Raw genomic sequence first — 25300 nt, 5'->3', positions numbered from 1 at the left:
GCATGGGACGATGGGAGGCGGGGTATGTACGCCGGGTTGATGTGGACCTTGCTGGTCGCCGTCGTCGGCATCGCGAGTGCCTATGGTGCGCACCGACTTACGGCGGTGTCAGCTACCACGTTGATCTCGCTGCCCTTCCAATCTGGTTGGGTGCCCGAGGAACACGCGCTGTCGCGCTATCACGTCCGGTGGTACCTGGCGACGCTGGTATTCCTGGCTTTCGACGTCGAAATGTTGTTCATGTATCCGTGGGCGGTCGTTGTCGTCAAGATGGGCGCCACAGCAGTCATTGAGATGTTCCTTTTTCTGGCCGCATTGCTCGTCGCGGTTCTCTGGGCGTGGCGAGAGGGTGCGCTGCGATGGACCTGAACCGATGGCTGGCAAGATTAGCGGCCCGGCGGGCGCATGTATTTATCGCCGAGATATCAGGAAGTTGGGCTCTTCGCGCCCGCACGCAGGACCTGATCGCCGCACGCGGATGGCGGCAAGCCAGCTCACCCGCCGACGCCGACGTCTTGGCGGTCTGCGGAGTAGCCGACGACGAACTCGTCGACCTCATCGACCGCATCTGGGACCAAGTGCCCGGCCCCCGGGCTCGCATCGATATCCACGATGTCTCCTCGGCAAGTGACGAACTGGACCGTGCAGCCGGAGTTTTGATCGACGTCGGGCGGCAGCGCGCTGATGCCGTTGGCCGTGAACGGTCAGCCGCGCTGGTAGGACATCGCGGCGACGGCTCCGAGGATCACCAGATGCCCGCCAACGCCCCCGGGCACAACGCCCCCAGCGCCGGGGGTCCCTCCGAGGCAGGCCACGCTGGCCATCACCACATGGATCACGGCGGCGGGGCACCGCACGACGTACCGGTTCCTGCGCATGCCGATCACGAACTCGACGTGCCAGCTGAGGATGGCGCGAACCAACACCACGACCACGGCAGCCATGCACAACACGGGGAGCACACGGCAGACGCCGGTCACGACATGGGGCACAGCGCTCACCACATGGACCACGGCGATATGGAGATGGCCCCGGCCGGAATCGCGCTGGCCCAAGGTGGTGAGGACCGCGACGGCTTGGAGATGGATGAGTTACACGTGCGGCTCGGCCCGTTCCTGGCGTACTGGCCGGCCGGACTGGTGCTGCGCTGCACCCTGCAAGGCGACGTCATCACCGCCGCGGAGGCTCAGACGATGGGCGCCGCCCACCAGGAGCAACGGCAACCGCCACCGGACGGGTGGATGCAGGCCGCCCGCCACACCGATCACCTCGTGGACCTATTGATGCTGGCCGGTTGGCCGCGCGCCGCCGCCCAAGCGCGACGGTTACGAAAAACCCTGTTGGACAACCCCATCGATGACGAGACGGCCCGCACACAGATTGCTTCCTTAGCCACTCTGATACGCCGCGCGCGGGTGCTGCGCTGGGCGCTGCGCGATCTGGCCCCGGTCGCCGTCGACCACATCGACAGCTACCAGCTGCCGGCGGCATTGGCCGGGGATACCTATGATCGGCTGCTCACCCGGCTCGACGTCGTGCAAAGACTGATTCACCACGAAGCTCAGACGCCGCAGTTGCACATGCAGTCCAGCGCCATCGAGCACATGCTGCCTACCGTCGTCGAAGGTCTCGATCTCGCCACGGCGCGTCTCGTGATCGCCGGATTAGGTGTCGACCTGTCCCCCGCGGCGCTGGGTCAGCATGCCTGAGGTGACAACAGTCAGCGGCGCGTGGGCACTGGCAGCCGCCGCCCTGCTGGCCGCGCTCGCCCTGTGCGCGGCCAGCCTCGACAGCACCCTGTCCGCACGAGCCAACGGCGCGAGCCGCGCGGGCGGCGCGGTGGCCGCCCCGCTGTTCGAGACGGCCCGACTGATGCGTCAGCGCCGTCGCACCCTTGTGGCCGCCGACACGCTGCTGTGGCGCATCGGATGCGTCGGCCCGATCCTGGTCGCACTGTTGATGATCGTCGTTGTGCCGCTGGGACACTGGACGCTGCTGGACATCGATGTCGGCGTCATGTGGGTCAATGCCGTCGACGTGATGATGTGGGCGGTGGTGTGGCTGGCCGGCTGGGGCCCCAACTCGGCGCTGTCACTGGTCGGGGGCTACCGGTTCCTTGCCCACGCGCTGGGTTATGAACTGCCGTTGATGTTCGCCCTGGTCGCGCCTGCCATCGCGGCGGGCAGCCTGCGCGTCGGGGATGTGGTCACCGCCCAGCACGGCCTGTGGTTCATGGTGTGGATGCCGGTCGCGTTCGTGGCGTATTGCCTTGGCGTCGTGGCGTTTTCGGTGTGGGGACCGTTCAGTCCGGCGCTGGGAGATGACATCGCCGGTGGCGTGACCGCCGAGCTGTCCGGGGTTGACCGCCTGGTGTTTGTCGCGGGCCGCTACGCAGTGCTTGTTGCCGGCGCGGCGTTCGCGGTACCGATGTTCCTGGGCGGCGGCGCCGGCCCGTTGCTGGCCGACTGGATGTGGTCCGTCGTGAAAACCATTGCACTGCTGTGCGTTTTAGTGTGGTTACGGCGGTCGATACCTGCGCTGCGGCCAGACAAGTTCATGGAGATCGGCTGGGTCGTGTTGCTACCAGCTGTTTTGTTGCAAGACCTAGTGGTGGCGGTCATCGCCATCTGGAGGAGTTGACACACAATGATCGTCCATATCGTGTTCTGGCTACTCGCGGTCATCGCCGTCGCCGCCGGCGCGGCGGTGTTCTGGGTCGATTCGATGGCGCGGGCGACCTATGCGCTGGCGGCCTCATTCATCGCGGTCGGTGTCGCAGTTGTGCTGTTGCAGCAAAACTACATCGGCGTGGTCACCATCTTGATGATGGTGATGGAGATGGCGGTGATGGCTGTCTACATGGTCATGTTCATGGGCATGAACCCGGCGCTGATGCCGATGAGCATGGTTCACGACAACCGGCGCGCACTCGTCGCCGCCGCGGCCACCTTCGTCTTGTTGGGCGCTGGGATTGTGCTGATCGACTGGCCCACCCGGCAGGGCCAACCTCCGCCGGACGTCACCATGGCGCTCGGGCAGGAGCTGATGGGCCCGCACATGCTGACCATGGCGGTGATCAGCCCGGTCATGGTCGCCACGATCGTCGCCGGGATCGTGTTGGCGGCCGCCCGTACCCGTTACGACCGTTTCGGTGACGACCTCACCCACCGCCCCGGACGTGACCCGCAACCCGGGGGGCTGGGACGGTGACGCTGCAGACGGTGTTGCTGGTGGCGGCGGCGGTGTTCAGCGTCGGGCTTTACGGTGCGTTGTCTCAGCAAGTTGTGGTGATGGTGATGATGGGTCTGGAATTGATGGTCAACGCGATCATCCTCGCCGCCGTAGGGTTTTGGTGGTTTGTCATGCCGGCACCGAGCGGTCAGGTGTTGCTGCTGGTGGTCATCGCCGCCATGACGGTGGAGATGGCGATGGGGTTCGCCGTGGCCACGGCGCTGCACCGGGACCGTCGCGCCGACATGACCGACATGGCAGCAGACCTTTCCGGATGAGCAGCCTGTGATGTCAGCGCTGCTGCTGTGGCTGCTGGTCGCTACGCCGGCCGCGGTCGGGGTCGTCTTGTTGATATCCCGCCGAGACGATCGCAGTGTCAACGTGATCTCGCTGGCCACCGCGCTTGGGTGTGCCGGGGTGTCGGTGGTGGTGGCCGTGGCGCGCCCGTCGGTGCAGGTTGCGTTCATGGCCGGTGCCCCGTTTGGTTTGCGGGTCGACGCGCTGGCCGGGACAGTGCTGCTGGTGGTCACCATCGTGACATTGCTGGTGCTGATCTTCTCTGCCGGCAACATCCGCGAGGCGCGGGGCCGCTTTCACGGGTTGATGCTGGTGTTCGCCGCTGCCGCCATCCTGACGGTGACCGCCGCGACGCTGCCGGCGCTGCTGTTGGGATGGGAGGTGATGGGGGCGGCTTCCTATGCGCTGATTGGGTTTTGGTGGCGCGAGCAGTACCGGGTGTCCGATGGGCTCACGGCGTTCATCACCACGCGCACCGCCGATCTGGGGTTGTATCTGGCCGCCGGCGCCGCGCTGGCCGGCGGCGCCGGGATGGCGCTGAGCAGTTTTTCCGACGCCCGCGGCGGGTGGCGCGATGTCCTCGCGTTCGGGGTGCTCGTGGCCGCGCTCGGCAAAGCCGCGCAGCTGCCGTTCTCGTTTTGGTTGTCGCGGGCGATGTCGGGTCCCAGTCCGGTCAGCGCCCTGCTGCATTCGGCGGCGATGGTGGCGATGGGCGGATTCCTGCTGTTGCGGACCCAACCCCTGCTGGCTGCCACCGGCTGGGCCGCGACCGCGGCGGCGTGGGCGGGAGTGCTCACCGCGGTGGTGCTCGGCGCCGTCGCCGTCGCCCAGGGCGACATCAAACAGCTGCTCGCCGCCTCAACAGCAGCCCAGTTGGGATTCGTGGTGCTGGCCGCGGGTGTGGCTGCCGTCGGCGGGGGCGCCGCGCATCTGGTTGCGCACGCCGCCACCAAGGCCGGACTGTTCCTCACCGCGGGCGTGTGGTTGTCGCTGCTGGGCACCCAGCGTCTGGATGACCTGCACGGTGTGGCGCGGCGCTGGCGGGTGGTGGGTTGGTCGGCCACCGTGGCGGCGCTCACGCTGGCCGGGATTGCGCCGCTGTCGTTGTGGGCCACCAAGGACGCTGTGTTGACGGCCGCCGCGCAGCATTCCCCCGCGTTGTACGGTCTGGGGCTACTCGCCTCAGGCCTGTCGGCGGCCTATGCGGCCAAAATGGTGGCGGTGATCTGGGCCCGGCCCTCGACCGACCTGACCGCCCCGGCGCAAGCCGCGCCGCCCCCAGGGGTACCGCGTCGGCTCACCGGTCTCGAGCAAGCGCCGCTGGTGGTCCTCGCCGCGGGGGCCGTGGGTTCCGGTGTCCTCGCCTTGCCCCCGCTGGGTTCGATCCTCGCTCGGGCGGTCAACGGCGACCAGCCGAGCACTCATCCCGGCGTGGCCGCGCTGATCGCTTCCGCGGCGCTTGCCCTCGTCGTGGTGGCCGCGGTCGCGCGCTGGGGTGTGCTCGAACCGCGGTGGGCCGCATCCTGGTTGGGGCTGCAGCGCGCGGCGCATCTGTTGGTGGTGGCCCCGACCATTGCTGCCGCGCGGGTGGCAGCCCGATTCGATGACAGGGTGCTCGACAGGGCGGTGGACGCCACCGCGATCGCCGTTTTGCGTGCGGCGCGCCGGGCGGCTCAGACCGACAACGGTGTGGACGCCGCGGTAGAAGCGGTGGCCGCGCGGATGGGACGGTTCGGCGAGCTGGCGCGCCGGCCGCAAACCGGCCAGCTGCACCAGTACTACCTGGCCGCCGTCGTGCTGCTGGTCGCCGGGTTCGTGCTCCTCGTGACGGTGAGGTGATGGCGTGCTGACTGTGATCGTCTTCCTACCGTTGGCCGCTGCGCTGGCGCTGCTGGCCGCGCCCCGGTTGGGCGGGCGCACCGCCAACGCGCTATGGGTGGCGGTCACGGTGATCGACCTCGCGCTCATCGTGGTGGTATGGGCGCGCTACGACGCGCCGGGGATCAACGAGCTGGCGTTCGAGGAGAAGATCCCGTGGATCCCCGGCGTCAACAGCAGTTATCACGTCGGCGTCGATGGTCTGTCGCTGCCGCTGGTGGTGATGACCGCGGTGATCTTCCTGGCCTGCGCCATCTACGGGCTGCGCAACGAGGACCGGCCGCGGCTGCAGGCCGCGTTGTTTCTGTTCCTGCAATGCGTCAGCCTCGGCTTGTTCGTCGCCGCGGATCTGATCGTGTTCTTCGTGTTCTTCGATCTGTCGATCGTGGCGATGTACTTCGTCATCGCCGGCTGGGGCCACGGCGATGCGGCCCGCTCGGCGCTGAAGTTCTTCCTCTACACATTCCTGGGATCGCTGGCGCTGCTGGTGGGCTTCATCGGCCTCTACATCGCCGCCGATCCGCACACCTTCGACATGCTGGAGCTGGCTGCGACAACCCCGCTGGCCGGCAGCCCGCTGGCGGGCGGCTTGGTGCTGGCCGCGATCCTGGTCGGACTGGCGGTCAAGACTCCTACGGTGCCTTTCCATACCTGGCTGCCGCCGGCGCACACCGACGCGCCCGCCGTCGGGTCGGCGGTGCTGGCCGGGGTGCTGCTGAAAATGGGGACCTACGGGTTCGTGCGGGTGGCGATGCCGATGCTGCCGCAGGCGTGGCGCGATTGGGCGTGGCCGATCATCGCCGTCGGCGTCATATCGGTCCTGTACGGGGCGCTGGTTGCGCTGGCGCAAAACGACCTTAAACGCATGATCGCCTACACCTCGGTCAACCACATGGGCTACATCGTGGTGGCCGTCGGCGCTGCCGGGCTGACCGCGGCCGGCGACGCCCGGCAGGTCGCGGTGGTCGGTGCGGTCACCCAAATGGTCAGCCACGGCCTAATCACCGGGGCCCTGTTTCTGCTCGCCGGGGTGTTCTACGACAGAGCGGGCAGCTACGACATGGACTCCTACGGCGGCCTGGCGGGCCCAGCGCCCCAGCTGGCCGCGCTGTTCGCCGTGGGCGCGTTTGCCTCACTGGGATTGCCGGGCTTTTCCGGTTTCATCGCCGAATTCCAGATCTTCGCCGGCAGCATCGCCGCCGCGCCGGTCACGGCGCTGGCTCTGCCTGGCATCCTGCTGACCGCCGCGCTGTTCCTGCGCGCGCTGCAACGTGTCTTCACCGGGCCCACACGAGGGAATTCGGTCGGTTTCACCGACCTGCGAGTCCCTGAAACCCTCTCGGTGTCAACGCTTCTCGTGCTCAGCGTGGCCATCGGCCTTGTTCCACGGCCGCTGCTGGACCTGATCGAGCCCGCCGCGGCAGCGGTGGTCGCGCTTGTCGGGAGATGAGCGGTGAATCCGGAGGAGGCGATGCGGCCACTGCTCTTGGCGCCGGAGATGCTGCTGTTTGGCGCCGGTCTGGTGGCACTGGTCGCAGGCTCCTTCCTCCCTCGCCGGCGGCAATGGTGGGTCGGCGTCATGAGCGCCACCGCACAGGTCGGCGTGATCGTCCTGGCCGCCCTCCAGATGGCCGGGCCGGATCAGGTGGCTTTTGAGGGCGCGTTTTCCCTTGACACCGCCACGGGCGTGGCAAGGATCGCCTGCGCGGGCGGGTTGTTGTTGATCTGGGCGGTGGCCGGCGCTGAGATGCGGGCCTCGCCGCGGGAATCTGAAACCTATGCGCTGCTGATGTTTTCGGCGACCGGAGTGCTTGTTCTGGCAGGCGCAGACGACCTGCTGTTGCTCGTGGCGGGATACTTTCTGGCGAGCATCCCGCTCTACGGGCTCGTGGGATTGGTGCGCTCGGCAGCAGCGGCCGAGGCTGCCATGAAGGCCTATCTGATGGGCGCGTTGTTCGGAATACTGCTGATGCTGGGCGTCACGATTCTCTACGGCCTCACCGGCGCCACGCGTTACCCGCAGCTGGCGATGACTCTAGGCGGCGCACCGTCGGTGGCCGTCGCGGCCGGAATAGTGGGTGTGCTGGCGGGCCTGATGTTCGAGGCCGGTGGTGTGCCGGCGCACTTTTGGGTGCCCGACGCGGCGCAGGGCGCCAACGCTACGGCGGCGACGTTTCTGACCACCGTGCCCAAGATCGGGGCCTTAGTGGCGCTGTACCGCCTCGCCACCGTGCTGCCCGACAACCTGGCGTGGCCGGTTCTGATCGCCGTATTCGCGTGCGCCAGCATGACGTTGGGGAACCTGGCCGCCTATTGGCAACACGACCCGCGTCGGCTGCTGGGGTGGTCCACGGTCAGCCAGGTCGGCTATCTTCTGGTGCCGATTACGGTGGCTGGCGGCAGCGAGTTGGCCCTGCCGTCGCTGTTGTTTTACCTCGGCGGCTACACCGTCACCAACATCGCCGCGTTCGCGGTGACCGCCGCCCTGCCGGGGTGCCGCGACCTGGACGCCTACCGCGGCCTGGCCCGAACCCACCCATGGCTGGCCGGCGCGTTGGTCGTCGCCCTACTCGGTCTCGTGGGCACCCCGCCGACTGCGGTGTTCATCGGCAAAGTCACCACCGCCGCCGCAGCATGGGACGGCGGCTACGCGTGGCTAGCGGTCGTGGTGTTCGTCAACACGCTCGTCAGCCTCTTCTACTACCTGCGCTGGATCGTTCCTGCCTTCAGGCGTCCCGAGCAGACCGGCGATGCGGACGGGCCGACGGTGTCCCCCTGGCCCGAGCGCGCGGCGGTGTTGGCCGCCGCGCTCAGCCTCGCTATAGGCATCACCGCCGGCCCGTTATGGCAACTGGTCAGCTGATGATGATCAGCCAAGCCGGCGGTCATCAACGCCTTCTTTCGCGCATGGGCCGACACCCCCGCGTCCAATCTCGCCAACGGATCGCGAGGCCATTGCTATTCGGGGTTACGACATCATTCCCGCGCAACCGGGACAGTCGGCCATCGACATGGGCATGGGCATTTCCATTGGCATCGTCATATTGCCGTTGCAGCACCACATCATCGCCGGGTGCGAGCCGCCGTTGGTATAGATGACGGCCATCGGATCGGCACCGGTCACATCGAAATAGACCTTGCCCGTCGAAGTCTGGCCTTGGGTGATGGTTCCGCCCGGAATAGCGCTGGGACTGGCCACCTGCCACAGCACCTGATAGCGCTCACCGGAAGCCGACACCGTATACACGTTGGGAATGATCGGTGTCACAGCACCCGTCACCGCTTCGACGGAGGCTGTGGCCTCCCACAGTCGACCGGCTAATGGATAGCCGGGCGCTGTGTCGGTACTCGCGCGCAAGTCACTGACCGTCCACTGCTGGACCACCGCACCGCCGGCATCTGTCAGCTTTTGCGGCGACCCGAACCGATGAGGGCAGCTTCCAGAGGACGCGGTCGCCGTCGGCATACCGACGCCTACCGCTACCAGCATCGCCACCCCGGCGACAAAGATCCTTGCCAATCTGCGCACGAATGTCGTCCTTTCAGCGTGTGGAACCGCGGGCAATCCGCGCCGCCCGCCATCCTATCTACGTACCCACACCGTAGAACAATAGGCCTGGAGGTGCCCCGCGCTCGCGGTGCGAGGCTCCACATGGCGTCGCCACCCCGATTCCAGCAGACATCCATTCTGGCTGTGGCGAAGAGCGCGAGTGACGGACATTGGTGAAATACCCACGGGGGGTATACTGCACCTATAGTGCGGATACCCGGCCTGGGTATGACAGGAGCCGCGTCATGTGAGTAAGCAGGGACCGTCGGTTGACCTAAACAGTCATTGCCCACAGCTAGCGAGGAAGGAATAGTCATGGCCGCCAGCGAATACCAAGTGACAGGCATGACCTGCGGGCACTGCGAGATGTCGGTGCATGAGGAAGTCGGTGGGATCGACGGTGTCGAGGACGTCGACGTCAGCGCGGCGACCGGCAAGCTGGTCGTCACTAGCACCGAGCCGATCGACGACGCGGCTGTACTCGCCGCTGTCGACGAAGCTGGCTATACCGCGGTCCGATGCTGATGACCTGCCGCACAATACCCCTGAATAGTAGCCAAATTGCCACGTTCGCACCGATTGGCCGACGTGTGAGTCCGAAGCCGAAGGGACACCCTCGACCATGACAGATCACGGCGCTGCCAGGCCCACAAGCCATCACCACCACGAGCACGAGCACGACCACGACCCGGTTAACCCCGGCGTCGACGCGGCCCAGTGCCCGGTCATGGCCGGACGTTTCGTCGCCAAGGCCAAAGCTGAAGCCAAGGGCTGGGTCCGCCAGTACGCCGGGGCCACCTACTGGTTGTGTTGCGCTGGCTGCGTCCCGAAGTTCGACGCAGACCCAGCGAATTACGCTGTTGCATGACCCCTGATCGGCGACCGGTGATGTGGCGTCCTGCGCGGATGCGCGCGGCGCGCATCACCCGTAGCCGCCTTTCGCGCGACAATATCTGTGAGCTACGTCGGCACGGGCATCCGCCGCGCTATGCGCCGGCCTGCTCTCCCGGGTGTGTCGATCCCGGGTGCACCATTTGGGAGGAACAAATGCCCACATCAGCATCGAAAGCCAAACCCACGGCGACGCTGCCGCGGCATGGCTACATGACGGACAAGGACCGCTACCTGGACCGTCTGAAGCGCATCGAAGGACAGGTGCGCGGAGTACACCGGATGGTCGAGGACGAGCAGTACTGCATCGACATCCTCACCCAAGTCAGTGCGCTCACCCGCGCGTTGCAAGCGGTGGCGCTCGGTCTGCTCGACGATCACCTCAAGCACTGCGTAATCGACGCCGCGCAGGCCGGGGGCGATGACGCCGCCGCCAAGATCAAAGAGGCCACCGACGCTATCAACCGGCTCGTGCGCTCGTGAGTCGCGGGCAGCGTGTCAGCGCAGTGACGTCAACAGCTGTCGGCAGGCTTGTTCACAACCACGGCAGGCCTGCGCGCAAATACGGCAGTGCTCATGGTGATCGGCGTGGCGGTCACACTCGTCCCCGCAGGAGCGACACGCCGTGGCACACGCTTCTAGCATCACGCGGGTCAGATTGGCGTCGTAACCGGTATGGCGGGACAGCACTTGGCCGGCCGCCGCGCACACATCGGCACAATCGAGGTTGGTGCGCACACAGGTGGTGAGCTGCTGCACCGAGCCTTCACCGAGGCATGCGTCGGCGCAGGCCGTACACGCTTGCGCGCACTCCAGACACGCCTCGACACAGGACGTCAACGAGGCGCGGTCGATACCACCCAGGTCTTGCGGATAAGTTTCCAGCATCTTGCTCGCGGTGCTCATACCGTCCTCCATTTCCATGGCACGTATCGCATGGGCTGACCGTGGCGTGGCCCACGGTCGGCAGCCGCATACCCGTCCCCCCTATGGTCAAACCCCGTTTCGGTGAGGGACAGGGCCCCTGCAGCGCGCAACACCTTCAGCGACCCTCGCACCGAATGCTGTTGATAGCACGCGGCTTTCGAATTTTCGCCAGCACGCCTGCCAGCTTCTTGTCCGCGTTGGACGCTGTGGAGGGTCGCGACGAACGACGCTGCTGCCGCCGGGGCGTGTGCGCTAGCCAGCGCTGTCGTGGCACCGAGGAGTCGCGTCGAGCGTGAGGACGCATCGATTAGCATAGATGTACCGGAACAGTAGATATGTAGTGCGAGCCGTCAACGCTGCGGTCCGCCGGTCCAGCCCAATGGAGGGACGTGGGAAGCCTTCAAGCCATCGACCGCCAACTCGAACTGCTCAGCGCGGTCAGCGCGTCCATTCGCAGGCTCGGTGGCCGCCCCGACACCTCCTTGATCGATGAGCTTCTCGATGAACGCTGGGCATGCCGGTGGCAGCTAAGCGACGTGCCACCGGCCACGGTGAGAACCGACCACGGTGCTGCAGCCTTTTGTGACGCCGGTTGACCTATGTCGTTGGGGGCGTGCACGATTCAGACTTCCTGTACCGACGGGCGCGCCGGCGGGTCGGTTCGTTGAACTGCAGATGGTCAGCGCCGCACCACGGTGCGGCCACTTTGCTGCCAGGCCTGAATTCCGCCCGCTAACTCCACCACGTCGTGATACCCCAGGTTGCCCAAAATTGAGGCGGCGATGGTGCTCATCCGTCCGGTACGGCAGTAGACCGCCAGCGCAGTGCTGCGAACGGCTGGCAACCTGTTGATCTGCGCCTCGATTTGGTCGAACCGATGCTGAGATCTGTGCCGGCGATGTCGCCTTCGTAGGGCACGTGCACGTTGATGGTGACCCGCTCGGGTGCGGCGATAGCCTCGGCGAATTGTTGCGGTCCGATGGAGCGCGGTGCGCGAGCCGCAGTGTCGGTCTGTCCTACGGGCGGCGGTGTCGCCGACGATGTCAGCGGTTCGGCGGGAGAACCGCAGCCAACCGGTGTCAGCACCGCACCGATGATGGCGACGTGCACACGGACGCACAGGATCAACGACATCACCTCTACTATCGTACTAAGACCGATAGTAGGTCGAAGGCTGGCCCCGCCACGGCATCGTGACGCCGCTGAATCGGGACCGCACTGTCCCATCGGCTGCCAGGGCCTCCGCGGCCTGTACGCGCCACCTGCTCAACGGATACCCTAGGGGGGTATTGGCGTGTGGAGAAGAGATGGGATGAGCACGGATGTGAAGCCCCAGGCGGCGGGGCTGGTACGAGTTGCGCGCCATCCTAGGGTTCGCGCGGTCGTCCAGTGCGCGGTTATGTGCACTTGGCGCTAACACCAGGCAATGGCGCGCCGTGAAGCACGACAACAAGTGCTGCCCATGAGCGCCGGCTCTGGGTGTCGTATCGCCGTCCGTCGATGGCGAGCGATCCTCCGCGTCTGATCTGAACACTTCAGCGACAAGTCCCGCGTCGATGTGCTGGTGTGTTCAGTGGGCACCGCCGGAGTGGCTCACGCAGGACCCGTGCCACTCCGGCGGAGTGGCCACCGGAAGCACCTTCTCCACATACCGTGCGGGGTATCTGGAGAGGTGCATCTTAGGCCGACACGCGCCGATCGCCACCCGCCGAAGCCCGCTATGGTCGCGGGCAGTACTAAGCAAGGTAGTAGCTTGGGGGTGTAGCGCAAGCATGCGCCGGCGGAACCGATGAGGACGGTAGTCAATGGTGCGAACACAGTGGATTGCGGGTGGCTGCGTTGGTCATCGTCTGCGGGCGGGCGCGTCCTGGATCCGGTCGTGCGGGACGTGAGCGTCGGCGCGTCTTATGCGCTGCGCTGGCTGGCCAAACTGGCCGCCGCGGTGGGCGGCGGTCTGCTGCTGGCGGCCAGTTTTGCACCGTTGAGTTGGTGGGCCGGCGCCATCGGCGGGTTGGCGTTGTTGGGCTGGGTGCTGGCTGACCCGCTTACCCGCCCCGTTGGCGGCTTCGGGTACGGCTTGGCCTTCGGCTCGGCCTTCTATCTGCCGTTGTTGCCCTGGGTCGGCGTGATGGTGGGGCCGGTTCCGTGGGTGGCGCTGGCCGCCGTGTGTGCTCTTTTCCCAGGCGTGTTCGCCGTGCCCGCTGTGCTGCTGCGCGGAATGACCAGCTGGCCGCTGTGGTGGGCGGCGTGGTGGACCGCCGTGGAAGTCCTGAAGAGTATGTTTCCGTTCGGCGGTTTCCCCTGGGGAACGGTTGGATTCGGTCAGGCCGACGGCCCGCTGGCCGTATTAGCGCGCCTGGGCGGTGTGGCGCTGGTGTCGTTCAGCACGGCCTTGGTGAGCTTCTGCTTCGCCGCAGTGGTCCTGCTGGTTCGGCGTTCGGTACGCACCGATCGCAAAGGTGCTGTTGGAATTCCTGTTTTGTGCCTGGCGCTGGTCACCATCGCCACGGCCGCGATCGGGCCCACGGTGCGCAGCTCAACTGAGCCCGCCGGGCCGTCGGTGACGGTTGCGCTGGTGCAGGGAAACGTCCCGCGGCTCGGTTTGGATTTCAACGCCCAGCGCCGCGCGGTGCTCGACAACCATGTGCGCCAGACGCTGCGGCTTGCCGAGGACATCCGGTCAGGACGAGCCGACCCACCGCAATTCGTCCTGTGGCCAGAAAACTCCTCGGATATCGATCCGCTGATCAACGATGATGCGGCGCGGCAGATTACGTTAGCCGCCAAGGCGGTTGGCGCGCCGATTCTGGTCGGCGCCGTCCTGGCTCGGCCCGAGTGGAGTCCATCGACCCCGGCCAGTTCCAACTCGGTGATCGTGTGGGATCCAGTTACCGGGCCTGGGGCGCGCCACGACAAGAAAATCGTGCAGCCGTTTGGTGAATATCTGCCCTGGCGGCGCTTCTTTCGTTTTTTCTCGGACTATGCCGACCGGGCCGGATACTTCGTCGCGGGCACCGGCAGCGGGGTTGTGCAGGCCGCCGGGGTGCCGGTCGGTGTCACCACCTGCTGGGAGGTGATCTTCGATCGGGCCGCGCGTGAGGCGGTGCTAGGCGGCGCCCAGATCCTGGCGGTTCCCAGCAACAACGCCACGTTCAATGAGCAGATGAGCCGCCAGCAGTTGGCGTTCGCCAAGATCCGCGCCATCGAGCACAGCCGCAGCGTCCTCGTCGCGGGCACAACCGGCATCAGCGCGGTGATTACCCCGGCGGGCCGCGTCGTGGCGGACACCGGCTTCTTCGAACCCGCCTACCTGGAACGTCGAATCCCGTTGCAGGTCAACATCAGTCCCGCCACACGGTGGGCACCATATGTGCAGTGGGTGCTCGTCGCGATCGCCGTCGGCGCGCTGGCCATCCGCCTGATCAGCCGCGGGCTGAACCCCCCGACCACGTCAGGCGACTCGGTCGGTCCGGCATCGCACCGCGCCAACGGCTGGGTTTGGCGGTCCATTCGACGAGCATGAAGCCGGCGAACACCAGCATCCCCGCCGCCGGGTAGCCCAGCAGGAGATCCTGGTAACCGATAATCTTCAGCCGCGCTAGGTGGATGTAGACATGCACGAGCGCCATCACCGCGCCCACCCCGACAAGCAGCCAGCCCAGCCGGCGGCGCAGTGGTTCGCGCAGGTAGGCCGGGGTGTAAATCGATGGTTTACGGCTGCGCGGAACACGTCGTTTGAGGCTCAACACGACTGACCGGCCTTTCCGAAGCAATATGGGCGATGATGGTACTAAGCAGATTAGTAGCGCTGAAACCCGGCTTGGCGTCAATCACGGGGCACGCACGCCCAGCGCGCGTGTGTCTGACGTTTTCGGCCGGAGCCGGCAGTGCCAGGGTGGCTCCGCTGTCGATCACAGCACTGCATCAGCGCTTCTAGCCGACGACATCGGCCAGAGTTACGCCTCGTTTGGCCAACCAGGGTGCAGGATCGACGCGGTAGGTGCCGTTAGCATGGACTTCCAGATGCAGGTGCGGGCCGGTGGAGTTTCCGGTGTTGCCCATGGTGGCGACCTGGTCTCCGGCCAGGACACGCTCACCGACGTTGACGGTGGTGCTGTTGAGATGACCGTACAAGGTGACGGTGCCATCGGGGTGGCGCAGCTTGACCCAGATGCCGAACCCCGCCACCGGGCCTGCGGCGATCACAATGCCGTCTGCGACGGCGTAGATGGGCGTTCCGATCGCGTTCGCGATGTCGATCCCGCTGTGCAGTGCGTCCCATCGGTAGCCGAATCCCGATGTGAGAATGCCGCGGGTCGGCAGCACGTACAACGGCCGCTGCAGCCGTGCCTCCCGTTCTGCGCGCTGCTGGGCGAAAGCCACACCGCGGGCGAATTCCTCGGCCACCACCGCAGGGTTGACCGGCGGAGCCGCCGCGATCACCTGAATGCCGCCGTCACTTGCCGTGCTGCCGGTGCCGAGGACTGTTGCTTCGGCGGTCATTACCGCCGGCCCGGAGTCGAGGTGTGCCGCGCTCAGCGCGGATTGAGCGGCCGCACCCACCGCGCCGACGGCCATTGCGGCGATCAGTACACGGCTGCGCTCAGGACCCGTGGCAGCGGTGCGGTGACGTCCTGGTGGTCGGGGTCGCGACGGGCCGGCGGAGTGCCGCACCGGTGGCGGCGGTCTGTGGCAACTGCCCGTGGCTCGGCACGGCACGGAGTCGAGCAGCTGCAGCGGTACTTGATCATCGTCGCCATCGGGGTCGTCACCCAGCTCACGGGCGTGGATGACGTGGAAGTCATTGTCGAACGGGCAGTGCTCCCGAAATGCGATCTCAGCCAGCGTGCCGCACTCGTTGAATGGAATGATTTCAGTGATTTCAGGATCCCAGTTGGCGGCGTGGCGCGGTGGCGGGTACGGACGCTGCTCAGCCAATCTCAGGACCTCCGCGCCGTGACCAGATCGCTACCTGGATCAGGTGACTTAACCAAACTCACCGGCTTGTGACAAGAGAGTCGGCGAAACTCCTTGCCCCAGGTGCGCTTACCGACCGTAACCGGATGACTCGCCAGAGGGCCGGTTCGCCGCGGCTCGATCAGTGCTGCAAGCAGTGCGTCTGGGCCAATTTAGTACTATTCGGATTAGTAGTCATATTGGAGTGCTGCGAATGCGCCCAGAGAAGCACATCCTGTGAGGGCGTTGAGCCGGTTCATATCGCGTCGCGCATTGGCGGCGGCGTCAGTGGCGATACTCGGTGATCACCGGTTGGTGACCACGGGCCGAATCCTCGCCGAGCCGTGTCCGGCAGTAGCGCCCGATTCCACTAATGCGCTAAGTACTAGTATCTGTAGTAGGTATCTCACCCTAATCGGATTGGTCCCATGAACACGGTGCATATCAACCTCGGCTTGGCCCGATACTCCGACTGGGCCTTCACCTCGTCGGTGGTGGTGCTGGTGGTCGCGCTGTTGCTCGTTGCAGTGGAGTTGGCGTACAGCCGTGGCCGCAATGCCGAAGCCCGCGAACTCGTCGGCGCGACGGTCGGCGCCGACAGTGCCACACCGGGCGTCGTCGCCGAGGTGCCGAAGCGACCGCTCGACGAGCGGTTCGGCACGGCTGGGCTGGCGCTGGTCTACGTCGGCATCGGACTACTGCTCGTGTGCATTGTGCTGCGCGGCTTGGCCACCGCGCGGGTGCCGTGGGGCAACATGTACGAGTTCATCAACCTGACGTGCTTCTCGGGTCTGGTCGCCGCGGCGATCGTGCTGCGCCGCCCGCACTACCGCGCGCTGTGGGTGTTCGTCCTCGTGCCGGTGCTGATCCTGCTGACCGTGTCGGGTCGCTGGCTCTACACCAACGCCGCACCCGTCATGCCCGCGCTGCAGTCCTACTGGCTGCCGATCCATGTGTCGGTGGTCAGCCTCGGCTCCGGGGTGTTCCTGGTGGCCGGCGTGGCCAGCATCCTGTTTCTGCTCAAGATGTCACCGCTGGGCCAGCCGGGCCCCGACAGCGCCGTGCGCCGCATCGTGCAAAGGGTGCCCGACGCCCAGACCCTCGATCGCATCGCTTACCGCACAACCATTTTCGCGTTTCCGGTGTTCGGTTTCGGCGTCATCTTCGGCGCTATCTGGGCCGAGGAGGCCTGGGGCCGCTACTGGGGGTGGGACCCCAAGGAGACGGTGTCGTTCATCGCCTGGGTGGCATATGCCGCCTACTTGCATGCGCGATCGACCGCGGGTTGGCGCGAGCGAAAAGCCGCGTGGGTCAACGTTGTCGGGTTCGTTGCGATGCTGTTCAACCTGTTCTTCATCAACCTGGTCATAGCGGGACTGCATTCCTATGCCGGCGTCATGTAGACCCCAACCCGAGGTCGGAATGACGCGACGTGCCCTAGCCCGCTCTCACGAATCGCCAGACAGCGTGGCGGGCAGCCGTGCACGCGGTCGGCCGTCACATCACAGCGCCGCCGCTCGGGCCGGTGGCCGCTAGCCGCCGCACATGAGGAACCCGGATGCGCCGAGCACAAGGGTGCCCACCGGCGCGACGGCAATGATCGTTGAAGCGCTGGCGAGGGCAGCCTGGGCGCGGACGCGGGCACTGTGCGCGGGCGGAAGGGCCAGGCGTTCAGCGCGATTCAATACCGCGACGTCGGCTGCGCCCAGCGCTGCGGCGGGCGCGCCACCGGCCAGGGCCATCAACCCGGTGAGCAGTGGAGTATGTCCGTGGCGCCGCGCAGCCACGTCATCGGCACACATTTCCAATAGCCGTGAGACCTCAGTGACACCCCGGGTGATCAGGGCAAGGCGAGGAACGGCTGCCGCCAAGCCGCGCAACATCGTGACGATATGAAGATGGTGACCATCCAGGTGCGCACGCTCATGTGTCAGAACGGCTTTCAACTCACCCTCGTTCAGGGCCGCCACGGCGGCGCTGGTGACCACGATCGCAGGGGGCTTGCCCTCCACGCAGTACGCCGTGCGCTCGTCGGCCTCAACAACATAAACCCCGCGTTCGGTCGTTGGGCGGCCGACGAGTCGAACCGCGTGTGCATGCCCGTGGGCATGCACACGGAGCCGGCTGATGGTGCGCATGAACCGGATGCCGATGACAGCGACGCCCACAATGACCGCGCCGGCCGCCGCCAGGAGCATCACCCTCGGCGCAACCCCTTGTTTACCGGCTGCCAAGTCGCACAGGAATCGGACGCACGACACCACGAACGAACCGCGCTGGTGCCAGTGGGCGATGACATCGAGGATCACCAACACCACGATCGAGAGCCAAGTGAGCAGGACACTGCCGATCGCGATCAACCACGCCGCCACCCCGCATTTGGGAGCATGCCCGCTATGGGTGAGAACACCCAAGACCGAAGGCCCGAACATGACCACCACCACGCTGTAAACCAGCAGGCACGCGGCGATGCTCACCGCCGCTTCGCCCTGCTTGACCGCTTCGCTGTGCTTGATCGCCTCGCCAGCCGCCCCAACGCATCCCGCAACCGCTCGGATTCCTTGGGGCCGATCTGCTCGATGAAATAGCTGAGCACCAGTTCTGAGCGGCCGCCGCCATCGAGCGCTTCACGCATCAGCCGGGCAGTGTGTTCCTCGCGCGTCAAGGTCGCCCAGTACCGGTAGGCCCGGCCGTCGCGCTCCCGCTCAAGCCACCCCTTGGTATACAGATTGTCCATGGTCGACATGACCGTGGTGTAGGCGATGCGCCGCTCTTCGGCGAGCTCCTCGAAAATCTCACGCACCGTCACCATGTCGGGATCGCGGTTCCAAACACGATCCATCACGACGGCTTCCAGTTCCCCGAAACCTCGTACCCGCACGGTTTCACCCTCCAGTGTTGATTGCTGCCGAGCCTACCTCGCCCGGCAGAAATGACCGTGATAAGACGCGGCATCGAGCAATCGGCGCCGCTTCATCCGTTGCTGCTCCCCTGACCGCCGACATTGATCAGCCGCAGCGGGCAGCGGCTAGATTTGCACGATGACCGGGTCGCCGACGTGGATGGTGTTGAAATACCATTCGGCGTTTGCCGGGCTGAGGTTGATGCATCCGTGGCTGACATTGGCCGAGCCCTGCGACCCCACCGACCACGGAGCGGAGTGCACGTAGACCCCGCCCCATGCCACCCGCACCGCGTACTCGCCCTCGATCAGATAACCTCAGGATCGCTAAGGGGAATGCCGATTGTTCGCGAGTCGAAGACCACGCTGCGTTGCTTCTCCAGCGCTGTGAATGTCCCTCGCGGAGTTTCGAACCCAAGCTTACCCATCGACGCCCGGCATCTGACGCACCACTTGGCCATCGATACTCACGGTGAACGTGTGCGCCGACACGTCGGCCACGCCCCACCAGCACCGGATGTTCGACCCCAACCACCTGTCCGCAGGTCCTGGGCGGATCATCGCTACGCGGCCCTGCATGTTCGATGGGCTCGATGATGAGGCTTTCCCCGAAACCAACGGCGGAGGCGCCACGGCCAGCGCCGCGGCAATGACCGTCAATACCGCTGGGACGCGCCGCATGCTGTGCACGGACCCTCCTCTCACCCACGGTGCGCATCAAAGACCGCGCTACGTAACCACCACGTATGCCGATCCTCGGCGCGCTCGAACACCGCTCGACGATGGATGACACTGCAACAACGAATCTGATAGCCGCCTCCGCACGGCCCGATTCACCTACTGAGCGAGTTAGTACTAAGTCTGATAGTAGCGTCGGGCCCATACCGGGCAGAGCGGAGCGCTAGTGGTGTCCTCACCGATTTCAGGGACCGCGATCACATCGCGCGTGCACTCGCTCAATCGGCCGAATATGGTCAGTGTCGGCACCATCGTCTGGCTTCCACAGTGCTGGCTCGGGTGGTCGCACGAGTGATAGCGCGTCATTGCCCAGCCCGTTTGGTTCCTGTGGCGACGCAGCCGCCTGCCGCTTCTGCGCCTACTCAGTCGATTCGCAAACAGCGACATCTGCTCTTCGCGGGGCCCCATACACTGCCAATTCCAAAGTTACAAAAGTGAAATTTGTGGTTGTTACTTATGTGACTCAAGTGACTTATGGTGAAATTGGTACGTATCGCGTACGTACGTCGGCGACTCATCGATTACTGACGGGTGGTGGAACCCTTTGTCCCGGTTGGGCATCATCATTGGTCTTATCGGGCTACTGCTCGGCCTGACCCTGCCCGGCCCGGCCCGCGCCGATAACAGCCTGTGGGATCCGACGTTGCCGATAGTTCTTAGCGCCGGCGCACCCGGGGATCCCATAGCGATCGCGAACGCCTCGCTGCAAGCGACGAATGTCGCCACTCAGACCACGCTGGACCTGGGCCGAAAGTTCCTCAGCAGCATCGGTATCGGAGGGTCGGAGGCAGGTAGCCCAACGCCTGTTGCTCCCGGGCGACGCGTGTACGGCAGGCAGGCGATCGAGTATGTGATCCGTCGCGCCGTCTCCCAGCTGGGTGTGCCGTACTCCTGGGGCGGCGGCAGCCTCACGGGGCCAAGCCGCGGCATCGACTCCGGCGCCAACACCGTGGGCTTCGACTGCTCGGGCCTGACACGCTACGCGTTCGCCGGCGTCGGTGTCCTGCTCCCCCGGTACTCCGGTGACCAGTACACGGCGGGCCGCCACGTACCGCCGTCGGAGGCCAAGCGCGGCGACCTGCTGTTCTGGGGTCCCGGCGGCAGCCAGCACGAGGCCCTCTACCTCGGCGACGGCCAGATGCTCGAAGCCCAGCAAACCGGCGTACCGGTCAAGATCTCGCCGGTACGAACCGGTGGAATGACACCGTATGTGACACGTGTCATCGAAAGCTGATTTGTGATGTACGGGCTTCGGCACGCGGCACCCTGAGCTCAGGGGCGCCGACGACGCACAAGAATCCTCCACTGAACACGTTGCCGCACCTCTGAATCGGTGGTCGACGGCGCGTGGAACGGGGTCGACCACCGCATCGTGGGAACGCATCTTCTGCGGGCGCACACCTGATCCGACATGTCAGGACGAACTGTGGCCAGCCGGTGCGGTCAGCCCGTGGTGCAGGACGCTAGCCCGGTCAGGGCGGCGAAGGTCAGCACGGTGGTGACGGCCAGCACCAGAGTGGCGCCCCAGACCGCACTGGAGCCGGCGATGCGGCCCGCTGATGGGCGGCGTCCGTCGAGCCGGGCTAGTCGCAGCTCGGTGCAGTCGCCAGCGATGCCCAGTGCTGGCGACGGTGCGGGAGCGCTCTTCAAGGCGTGCAGCGCCCGGCGCAGCCCCTGGCGGCCGTGGGTGCGGGCGGCGTGCGCGTCGGCGTCCAGTTCGACCAGTGTGCGCACCAGCGACGGCGAGTGGCGCATCAAAGGTAGCCATCCTAGCCCGGCGGCGACGGCTTGCGCGACGGCGATCAGCAGATGGTGGCGCCGGCCCACGTGCGCGCGCTCATGGGCTTCCACGGCGCGCACCGATGCGCGGTCCAGACACTGCTGCAATCCGGTGCTCATCACCACCAGCGGCGGATCGCCGGCCAGGCTGTAGGCCAGCGGCTCGGCGGCCGGCAGCCATAGCACCGCGCCCGGTTGCGGACCCCGACCGGTCAGCAACCACGCCAGCTCGGCGTGCTTGTTGTGCAAGCGACGTCGATGCCGGCCCGTGAGGCTCAGTTGCCAGCCGCCGCGTATTGCGGCGATGCCCAGCGCGGCTGCACTGATGATGCCCGCGATGGTATCCACCCCTCCGGGCGGGCCGGCGTGCAATGCCAGCCAACACCGGTGCAGCAATTCGGCCAGCCCCGGCAGTGCCACCGCGGTGAGCGTGACGCACACCAGCACCCCCCATACGGCCAACAGCACCGCGGCGTCAACGCCGCGGCGGGTCAACGCCCGCAACAGCGGCGGTGTGAGGACACCGACAGCTATGCCGCCGATGGTCCACCACATCACCGCGGTCACCGCCGTCGACCCCGCTCTTTCAAACCGCGGGTCAGGGCCCGCGACTCGGCGGTGGTGGCGCTGCGCGCGAAGTGCAGCAGCGCCGCGGCCGGGTCGCCGCTGTCGGCCAGTAGGTCACGCAGCGCGTCGGTGGCCGCCTGAATGCGGTCACGGGTGGCCTGGTAACTATAGGCGCGCCCGTCGAGCTCACGGCTCAACCATCCCTTGCGGTAGAGGTTGTCCATCACCGTCATCACGGTCGTATATGCGGGCTTGCGGACGGGTTCGAGTTCGTCGAGGACGTCACGGACCCGCACCGCATCGTCGGTGCGCCAGACCACATCCATGATCGCCGCCTCCAACTCGCCCAGCCCGGGCAGCGGCCGGGTCGGGCGCGCAGCGGCGTGCCGCGACGTCCGGCCGGTCGCTTTGCGCGCTGTCATGACACCTGCCTTTCCCCACGCGCGGCGGCGACCGAATCGGTGACCGCTGCGACATCGCCAAACACCAGCATCGGCAGGCGGCGCACCGATCCGTCGGTATCGACAAGGTAGCTCAGTGGCAGCAGCTGCGGCGCCCCCAACGCGCCGACCACCGTATCGGCGTGGGTGAACGAGGGATAGCCGATGTGCAGATCCCGGATCAGCGCCGCCGCCGAGGACGGGCGGTCGCGCACATTGACACCGATGACCCGCACCGCCCCGGGGGTATCTGTGTAGGCGTTGAGCACCGGCATCTCCTCACGACACGGCGCACACCATGACGCCCACAGATTGAGCAGCGTCGGCGCGCCGGCCACGGCGGCGCCCACATCCACCGACGCTGCGGACCCCAGGCAAAGGGCCATCACCCCGGACAACGTCGGAACCGGCGCGGCTCCGGGCATCGGCGCCGGGCACGGTGTGGCGCCGGCTTCGGTCACCGCGGGGTCATTTGCCTCGGCACGCTCGGCCGTCAATCGCTGCCCGGCCGGCGCGGAGTTCGGGCCGTGATTGACGGCCACACCAGCGACGGTCACCGCCACGGCGGCGACCACTACGGCCCCGGCTCGCCCCCGCACGGCTAACTATCACGCTCGGGCGCCGACGGCGCCGCGGTCACCGCAGGCATTAGCGCACCGTCACCGCCGGCCGGGCAGGAACGCAATGTCGTCAGCCGCCGCCACAGCGCCCATCCCAGCAACGCCAGGGACGCGGCGGCGATGAGCGGCTGAATCGGCGCCCAAACCGTCAGTGCCCCGCTGACGCCGAGGGCGGCCACCACCAGTTTGTTACAGAGCGGGCAGCCCACCGCCAGCACCGAGCCGATGTTGGCGAGGATTCCCGCACGTCCCGGCGCCGCGGATACGGTCGCGCGGCGATTGACATAGGTCGCCGCCAGCACGCCGCTGAGCGCCGCGGTCAGCGCCCACACGGCATAGCTCCACCATGGCACCGGGGTCATGCGCACGAAAAAGGGGTTGGCCAGCATGGCGCTCGGCACGCCCACTGCCACGGCGACGACTGCCGCCGCCGTCACCGCGACGACCAATTGCAGCCACACCACACGACGCGCCATCATTTGACCACCATCCCGCACACCCGTCCGACAACATCGCTCAGCTTAGTACTAATCCCCATAGTATTTAATCGGTGCAGGTGATCGTTGGGGTCGTCAGCGCCCGCGACGCGGTCAGGACAACGCGCTGCCCTGGAGCCACTTGTCCCAGGGCATACTCCAATCGCCGTTCTGCCACACCTTCAGAGGCTCGCCGCCGGTATTGCGGACCTCGACGACGTCACCGGGCACCGAGAAGTCAAAGAACCAACGGGCGTTGTCCGCGTTCAGGTTCAAGCAGCCATGGGAGACGTTGGTGTTGCCCTGCGCCCACACCGTGGCATCGAGCCGGTGCAGATAGATGCCGTCGGTACTGATACGGGTGGCGAGCGAGATCGTTTCCCGGTATCCCAGCCGCGAATTGATGGGTAGACCGTAGGTCGATGAATCCATCACCACCCGGTCGGCTTTGTCCATCACCGTGTAAATGCCGCGCTGAGTCCAAAACGAAATCGTCTGTCCGTTTACCGTTTCGCTGCCGCCCATCCCCATTGACGTGGGCATGGTGCGCACCAGTTGGCCATTGTTATAGACGCTGACTTGCTTGGTCAGGTCGTCGGCGATCGATACGTGGGCGTCGCCGATCCTGAAGCTGACCCGGGCGTCCTCCTGGCCGTAGAGCCCCTGACCCAGCGGTGCGCCGTAGATGTTGGCCTCGACGGTCACCACTGTTCCGGGTGAAAGATACTGCGGTGGGCGCCAATGCGCGTTCTGATCGTCAAGCCAGTACCACGAGCCGCGCACCGGGGGCGAGGTGGTCACCGAGAGTTGCCGCTCGGCGGCCGCCTTGTCGGTGATCGGTTCATCGAAGTGGGCCACCACAACGGTGCCGATGCCGTAGGTGGCGCCGTCACGCAACGCGGTCCCCGCTGTCGTGGTCAGCGCGACCTTGGTCTGGTTACTGGGCGTCAGCGTCGAGAACGTCGAACTCTGGCGCGTGGGAGCGCCGTTGGCTCCGACGGCGGTCGCTGTGACGGTGTAGGTGCGTCCATAACCCAGCGGCACACCGGGTTTCCACACGGTGTTGTCGGGGGTGGTGATGCCGACGATGCGGTTGCCCTGCTCGTTGACCATCACCACCTCGGCCAGCGTGCCCGATGTCGCCGTCACGGTCACCGGCGCCAACGGGTCAACATCGGCCGCACCGCGCCCGGGTGTGATGGCCAACACCGCCGGCCCCGGCGGAGCAGCCTTGTCGCCGGACAACGCACCGGGGGAGGTGGCCGGTGTGCAGTTCGTGACGCAGCGCCCCAGGTTTACACTCACCACGGCTCCCAGCACCGCGGTGATCAGTAAAACGGCGGCAAGCACGAAGACTTTGAGCCGACGATCGACGACCAAGCTCATCTCCCTGTGTCCGATTAGGCCTGCGTCACCGGCCCGGCCAACCCTGACTACTATCCTACATAGTAGGTACGTCGAGCCTGGACCCACCGCCGCTACGCGGCACGCCCGCACATCACCCTAGGTAACCGGTCGACGCGCGCACCAATCCGATCCCGCACACGGCGGGTCCAGACGGTTACCACACTGAGACTGTGACGGATGTTTCGAGTGAATAAGTCTTCACCGATTTCAGCACCGTGCGCATCCACGTTCCGATGCAGTACTGCGTTATACAGTAGGTTACGTGGCTCGACTTTCAGAAGGGATGAGCTTGTGAGTCCGATTCGTCGCATCAAACGGCAAGATTCGAAGGGCCGCTTCGCACATCAATCGATCTATACCCCGGCCTACAGGCGCCTGCGGCGCCGGCGTATCGCTGGCTGGTCCCTCGTTGTCGTCGGCGCGGTCATGGGAGTAACGCATATGGTCACCCATCTCGGAAAGCTTCACGTCATGGGTTATCAGGACCTCCTCATCGGCTACCCCATGGCGGCAGTCCTTGTCTTCGTCGGATTCTTCGCCGTTGGCTCTGCAGTGAAGACGTAGGGCTCAGGAATAGTGGCCGACCACATTCGCCGGCAACCGAGGGATGTCGTACCCAGCACGTTGTGGTGCAACCCTCG

General features: G+C 66.1%; 27 protein-coding genes and 2 pseudogenes. 16 read left to right on the top strand and 13 right to left on the bottom strand.

Translation table 11 applies throughout. From position 1 onward, the window contains the following. Nucleotides 1-24: 24 nt before the first annotated feature. Nucleotides 25-369: an NADH-quinone oxidoreductase subunit A gene (locus tag BST42_RS15275; protein ID WP_083120139.1), complete on the top strand. Its 345-nt coding sequence runs from the start codon at nucleotides 25-27 to the stop codon at nucleotides 367-369. A 335-nt stretch (nucleotides 370-704) separates the two neighbouring features. Here BST42_RS15275 and BST42_RS30120 read toward each other — a convergent pair whose 3' ends face one another. After that, nucleotides 705-944: a hypothetical protein gene (locus BST42_RS30120; protein ID WP_237159444.1), complete on the bottom strand. Its 240-nt coding sequence runs from the start codon at nucleotides 942-944 to the stop codon at nucleotides 705-707. A 39-nt stretch (nucleotides 945-983) separates the two neighbouring features. On the opposite strand from BST42_RS30120, the gene BST42_RS30115 reads away from it, so the two are divergent. The 7 genes from BST42_RS30115 to BST42_RS15240 are packed head-to-tail and all read left to right on the top strand — an operon-like array spanning nucleotide 984 to nucleotide 8269. Further along, nucleotides 984-1709 carry a hypothetical protein gene (locus tag BST42_RS30115; RefSeq protein ID WP_237159442.1) on the top strand — a complete coding sequence of 242 codons (726 nt, stop codon included), beginning with the start codon at nucleotides 984-986 and terminating at the stop codon, nucleotides 1707-1709. Beyond that, nucleotides 1702-2640 carry a complex I subunit 1 family protein gene (locus BST42_RS15265; RefSeq protein WP_083120134.1) on the top strand — a complete coding sequence of 313 codons (939 nt, stop codon included), beginning with the start codon at nucleotides 1702-1704 and terminating at the stop codon, nucleotides 2638-2640. The genes BST42_RS30115 and BST42_RS15265 overlap by 8 nt, the downstream gene beginning before the upstream one ends. A 6-nt stretch (nucleotides 2641-2646) precedes the next feature. After that, nucleotides 2647-3210 (top strand): NADH-quinone oxidoreductase subunit J, encoded by a 564-nt coding sequence (locus BST42_RS15260; protein ID WP_083120131.1) that lies wholly within the window; start codon nucleotides 2647-2649, stop codon nucleotides 3208-3210. Further along, entirely contained in the window at nucleotides 3207-3509 is a 303-nt protein-coding gene (locus BST42_RS15255; RefSeq protein ID WP_083120128.1) for an NADH-quinone oxidoreductase subunit NuoK, read from the top strand. Before BST42_RS15260 ends, BST42_RS15255 begins: the two co-directional genes overlap by 4 nt. 10 nt (nucleotides 3510-3519) lie before the next feature. Continuing rightward, nucleotides 3520-5367: a proton-conducting transporter transmembrane domain-containing protein gene (locus tag BST42_RS15250; RefSeq protein ID WP_083120126.1), complete on the top strand. Its 1848-nt coding sequence runs from the start codon at nucleotides 3520-3522 to the stop codon at nucleotides 5365-5367. Between the two features lie 4 nt (nucleotides 5368-5371). After that, a complete protein-coding gene (locus tag BST42_RS15245) occupies nucleotides 5372-6856 on the top strand; it encodes a complex I subunit 4 family protein (protein WP_083120123.1) in 1485 nt (494 codons plus the stop codon). A 21-nt stretch (nucleotides 6857-6877) separates the two neighbouring features. After that, nucleotides 6878-8269, top strand: a complete 1392-nt coding sequence (locus BST42_RS15240; RefSeq protein WP_083120285.1) for an NADH-quinone oxidoreductase subunit N — start codon at nucleotides 6878-6880, stop codon at nucleotides 8267-8269. Nucleotides 8270-8374: 105 nt separating this feature from the next. Here the strand turns inward: BST42_RS15240 and BST42_RS15235 are convergent, their stop codons facing one another. Then, on the bottom strand, nucleotides 8375-8935 hold the full coding sequence (locus BST42_RS15235; protein ID WP_083120121.1) for a DUF1942 domain-containing protein: 561 nt from the start codon (nucleotides 8933-8935) through the stop codon (nucleotides 8375-8377). Between the two features lie 336 nt (nucleotides 8936-9271). On the opposite strand from BST42_RS15235, the gene BST42_RS15230 reads away from it, so the two are divergent. The 3 genes from BST42_RS15230 to BST42_RS15220 all read left to right on the top strand — a co-directional run bounded on the left by BST42_RS15230 (nucleotide 9272) and on the right by BST42_RS15220 (nucleotide 10330). After that, nucleotides 9272-9481, top strand: coding sequence for a heavy-metal-associated domain-containing protein (locus BST42_RS15230; protein ID WP_083120119.1), 210 nt, complete (start codon nucleotides 9272-9274; stop codon nucleotides 9479-9481). A gap of 97 nt (nucleotides 9482-9578) precedes the next feature. Further along, nucleotides 9579-9824 (top strand): hypothetical protein, encoded by a 246-nt coding sequence (locus BST42_RS15225; RefSeq protein ID WP_083120117.1) that lies wholly within the window; start codon nucleotides 9579-9581, stop codon nucleotides 9822-9824. A gap of 179 nt (nucleotides 9825-10003) precedes the next feature. After that, the gene (locus BST42_RS15220; RefSeq protein WP_083120115.1) at nucleotides 10004-10330 is read left to right on the top strand and encodes a metal-sensitive transcriptional regulator; all 327 of its coding nucleotides are present in this window, start codon (nucleotides 10004-10006) and stop codon (nucleotides 10328-10330) included. 15 nt (nucleotides 10331-10345) lie between these two features. Here the strand turns inward: BST42_RS15220 and BST42_RS15215 are convergent, their stop codons facing one another. Then, nucleotides 10346-10753 (bottom strand): four-helix bundle copper-binding protein, encoded by a 408-nt coding sequence (locus tag BST42_RS15215; protein ID WP_083120284.1) that lies wholly within the window; start codon nucleotides 10751-10753, stop codon nucleotides 10346-10348. Nucleotides 10754-11453: 700 nt separating this feature from the next. Next, on the bottom strand, nucleotides 11454-11894 hold the full coding sequence (locus BST42_RS15205; protein ID WP_336389818.1) for a rhodanese-like domain-containing protein: 441 nt from the start codon (nucleotides 11892-11894) through the stop codon (nucleotides 11454-11456). Nucleotides 11895-12653: 759 nt separating this feature from the next. On the opposite strand from BST42_RS15205, the gene lnt reads away from it, so the two are divergent. Further along, nucleotides 12654-14297, top strand: coding sequence for an apolipoprotein N-acyltransferase (gene lnt / locus BST42_RS15200; RefSeq protein ID WP_083120108.1), 1644 nt, complete (start codon nucleotides 12654-12656; stop codon nucleotides 14295-14297). A 410-nt stretch (nucleotides 14298-14707) separates the two neighbouring features. Here the strand turns inward: lnt and BST42_RS15190 are convergent, their stop codons facing one another. After that, nucleotides 14708-15712 carry a M23 family metallopeptidase gene (locus BST42_RS15190; protein WP_083120105.1) on the bottom strand — a complete coding sequence of 335 codons (1005 nt, stop codon included), beginning with the start codon at nucleotides 15710-15712 and terminating at the stop codon, nucleotides 14708-14710. A gap of 446 nt (nucleotides 15713-16158) precedes the next feature. Here BST42_RS15190 and ccsB point away from each other — a divergent pair, with 446 nt between their 5' ends. Further along, complete coding sequence (gene ccsB / locus BST42_RS15185) at nucleotides 16159-17133, top strand: c-type cytochrome biogenesis protein CcsB (RefSeq protein WP_083120102.1); 975 nt, start codon at nucleotides 16159-16161, stop codon at nucleotides 17131-17133. Between the two features lie 129 nt (nucleotides 17134-17262). Here ccsB and BST42_RS15180 read toward each other — a convergent pair whose 3' ends face one another. The 3 genes and pseudogenes from BST42_RS15180 to BST42_RS15170 form a co-directional block, all read right to left on the bottom strand. Next, nucleotides 17263-18207, bottom strand: coding sequence for a M56 family metallopeptidase (locus tag BST42_RS15180; RefSeq protein WP_083120100.1), 945 nt, complete (start codon nucleotides 18205-18207; stop codon nucleotides 17263-17265). After that, complete coding sequence (locus BST42_RS15175; RefSeq protein ID WP_083120097.1) at nucleotides 18204-18611, bottom strand: BlaI/MecI/CopY family transcriptional regulator; 408 nt, start codon at nucleotides 18609-18611, stop codon at nucleotides 18204-18206. The genes BST42_RS15180 and BST42_RS15175 overlap by 4 nt, the downstream gene beginning before the upstream one ends. A 147-nt stretch (nucleotides 18612-18758) precedes the next feature. After that, nucleotides 18759-19136: pseudogene (locus BST42_RS15170) on the bottom strand (L,D-transpeptidase); the annotation flags it as partial. A gap of 400 nt (nucleotides 19137-19536) precedes the next feature. On the opposite strand from BST42_RS15170, the pseudogene BST42_RS30105 reads away from it, so the two are divergent. Both BST42_RS30105 and ripB read left to right on the top strand, forming a co-directional pair. Beyond that, nucleotides 19537-19632, top strand: a pseudogene (locus BST42_RS30105) (hypothetical protein); the annotation flags it as partial. Between the two features lie 312 nt (nucleotides 19633-19944). Beyond that, complete coding sequence (gene ripB, locus BST42_RS15165; protein WP_353961512.1) at nucleotides 19945-20604, top strand: NlpC/P60 family peptidoglycan endopeptidase RipB; 660 nt, start codon at nucleotides 19945-19947, stop codon at nucleotides 20602-20604. A 209-nt stretch (nucleotides 20605-20813) separates the two neighbouring features. Here ripB and BST42_RS15160 read toward each other — a convergent pair whose 3' ends face one another. The 5 genes from BST42_RS15160 to BST42_RS15140 form a co-directional block, all read right to left on the bottom strand. Beyond that, nucleotides 20814-21716: a M56 family metallopeptidase gene (locus BST42_RS15160; protein ID WP_237159440.1), complete on the bottom strand. Its 903-nt coding sequence runs from the start codon at nucleotides 21714-21716 to the stop codon at nucleotides 20814-20816. Beyond that, a complete protein-coding gene (locus BST42_RS15155; protein ID WP_083120091.1) occupies nucleotides 21713-22138 on the bottom strand; it encodes a BlaI/MecI/CopY family transcriptional regulator in 426 nt (141 codons plus the stop codon). Before BST42_RS15155 ends, BST42_RS15160 begins: the two co-directional genes overlap by 4 nt. Further along, entirely contained in the window at nucleotides 22135-22719 is a 585-nt protein-coding gene (locus tag BST42_RS15150; protein ID WP_237159438.1) for a TlpA family protein disulfide reductase, read from the bottom strand. Before BST42_RS15150 ends, BST42_RS15155 begins: the two co-directional genes overlap by 4 nt. 38 nt (nucleotides 22720-22757) lie before the next feature. Beyond that, the gene (locus BST42_RS15145; RefSeq protein WP_083120088.1) at nucleotides 22758-23255 is read right to left on the bottom strand and encodes a hypothetical protein; all 498 of its coding nucleotides are present in this window, start codon (nucleotides 23253-23255) and stop codon (nucleotides 22758-22760) included. 111 nt (nucleotides 23256-23366) lie between these two features. After that, nucleotides 23367-24638, bottom strand: a complete 1272-nt coding sequence (locus tag BST42_RS15140; protein WP_083120087.1) for a L,D-transpeptidase — start codon at nucleotides 24636-24638, stop codon at nucleotides 23367-23369. A gap of 312 nt (nucleotides 24639-24950) precedes the next feature. Between BST42_RS15140 and BST42_RS15135 the strand changes: the two genes are divergently transcribed. Continuing rightward, nucleotides 24951-25223 carry a hypothetical protein gene (locus BST42_RS15135; protein WP_083120086.1) on the top strand — a complete coding sequence of 91 codons (273 nt, stop codon included), beginning with the start codon at nucleotides 24951-24953 and terminating at the stop codon, nucleotides 25221-25223. Nucleotides 25224-25300 lie beyond the last annotated feature (77 nt).

Source organism: Mycolicibacterium rhodesiae (genome assembly GCF_002086695.1).
GTDB classification, from domain to species: Bacteria; Actinomycetota; Actinomycetes; order Mycobacteriales; family Mycobacteriaceae; genus Mycobacterium; species Mycobacterium rhodesiae.
This window is presented reverse-complemented; position numbering and strand designations above follow the sequence as displayed.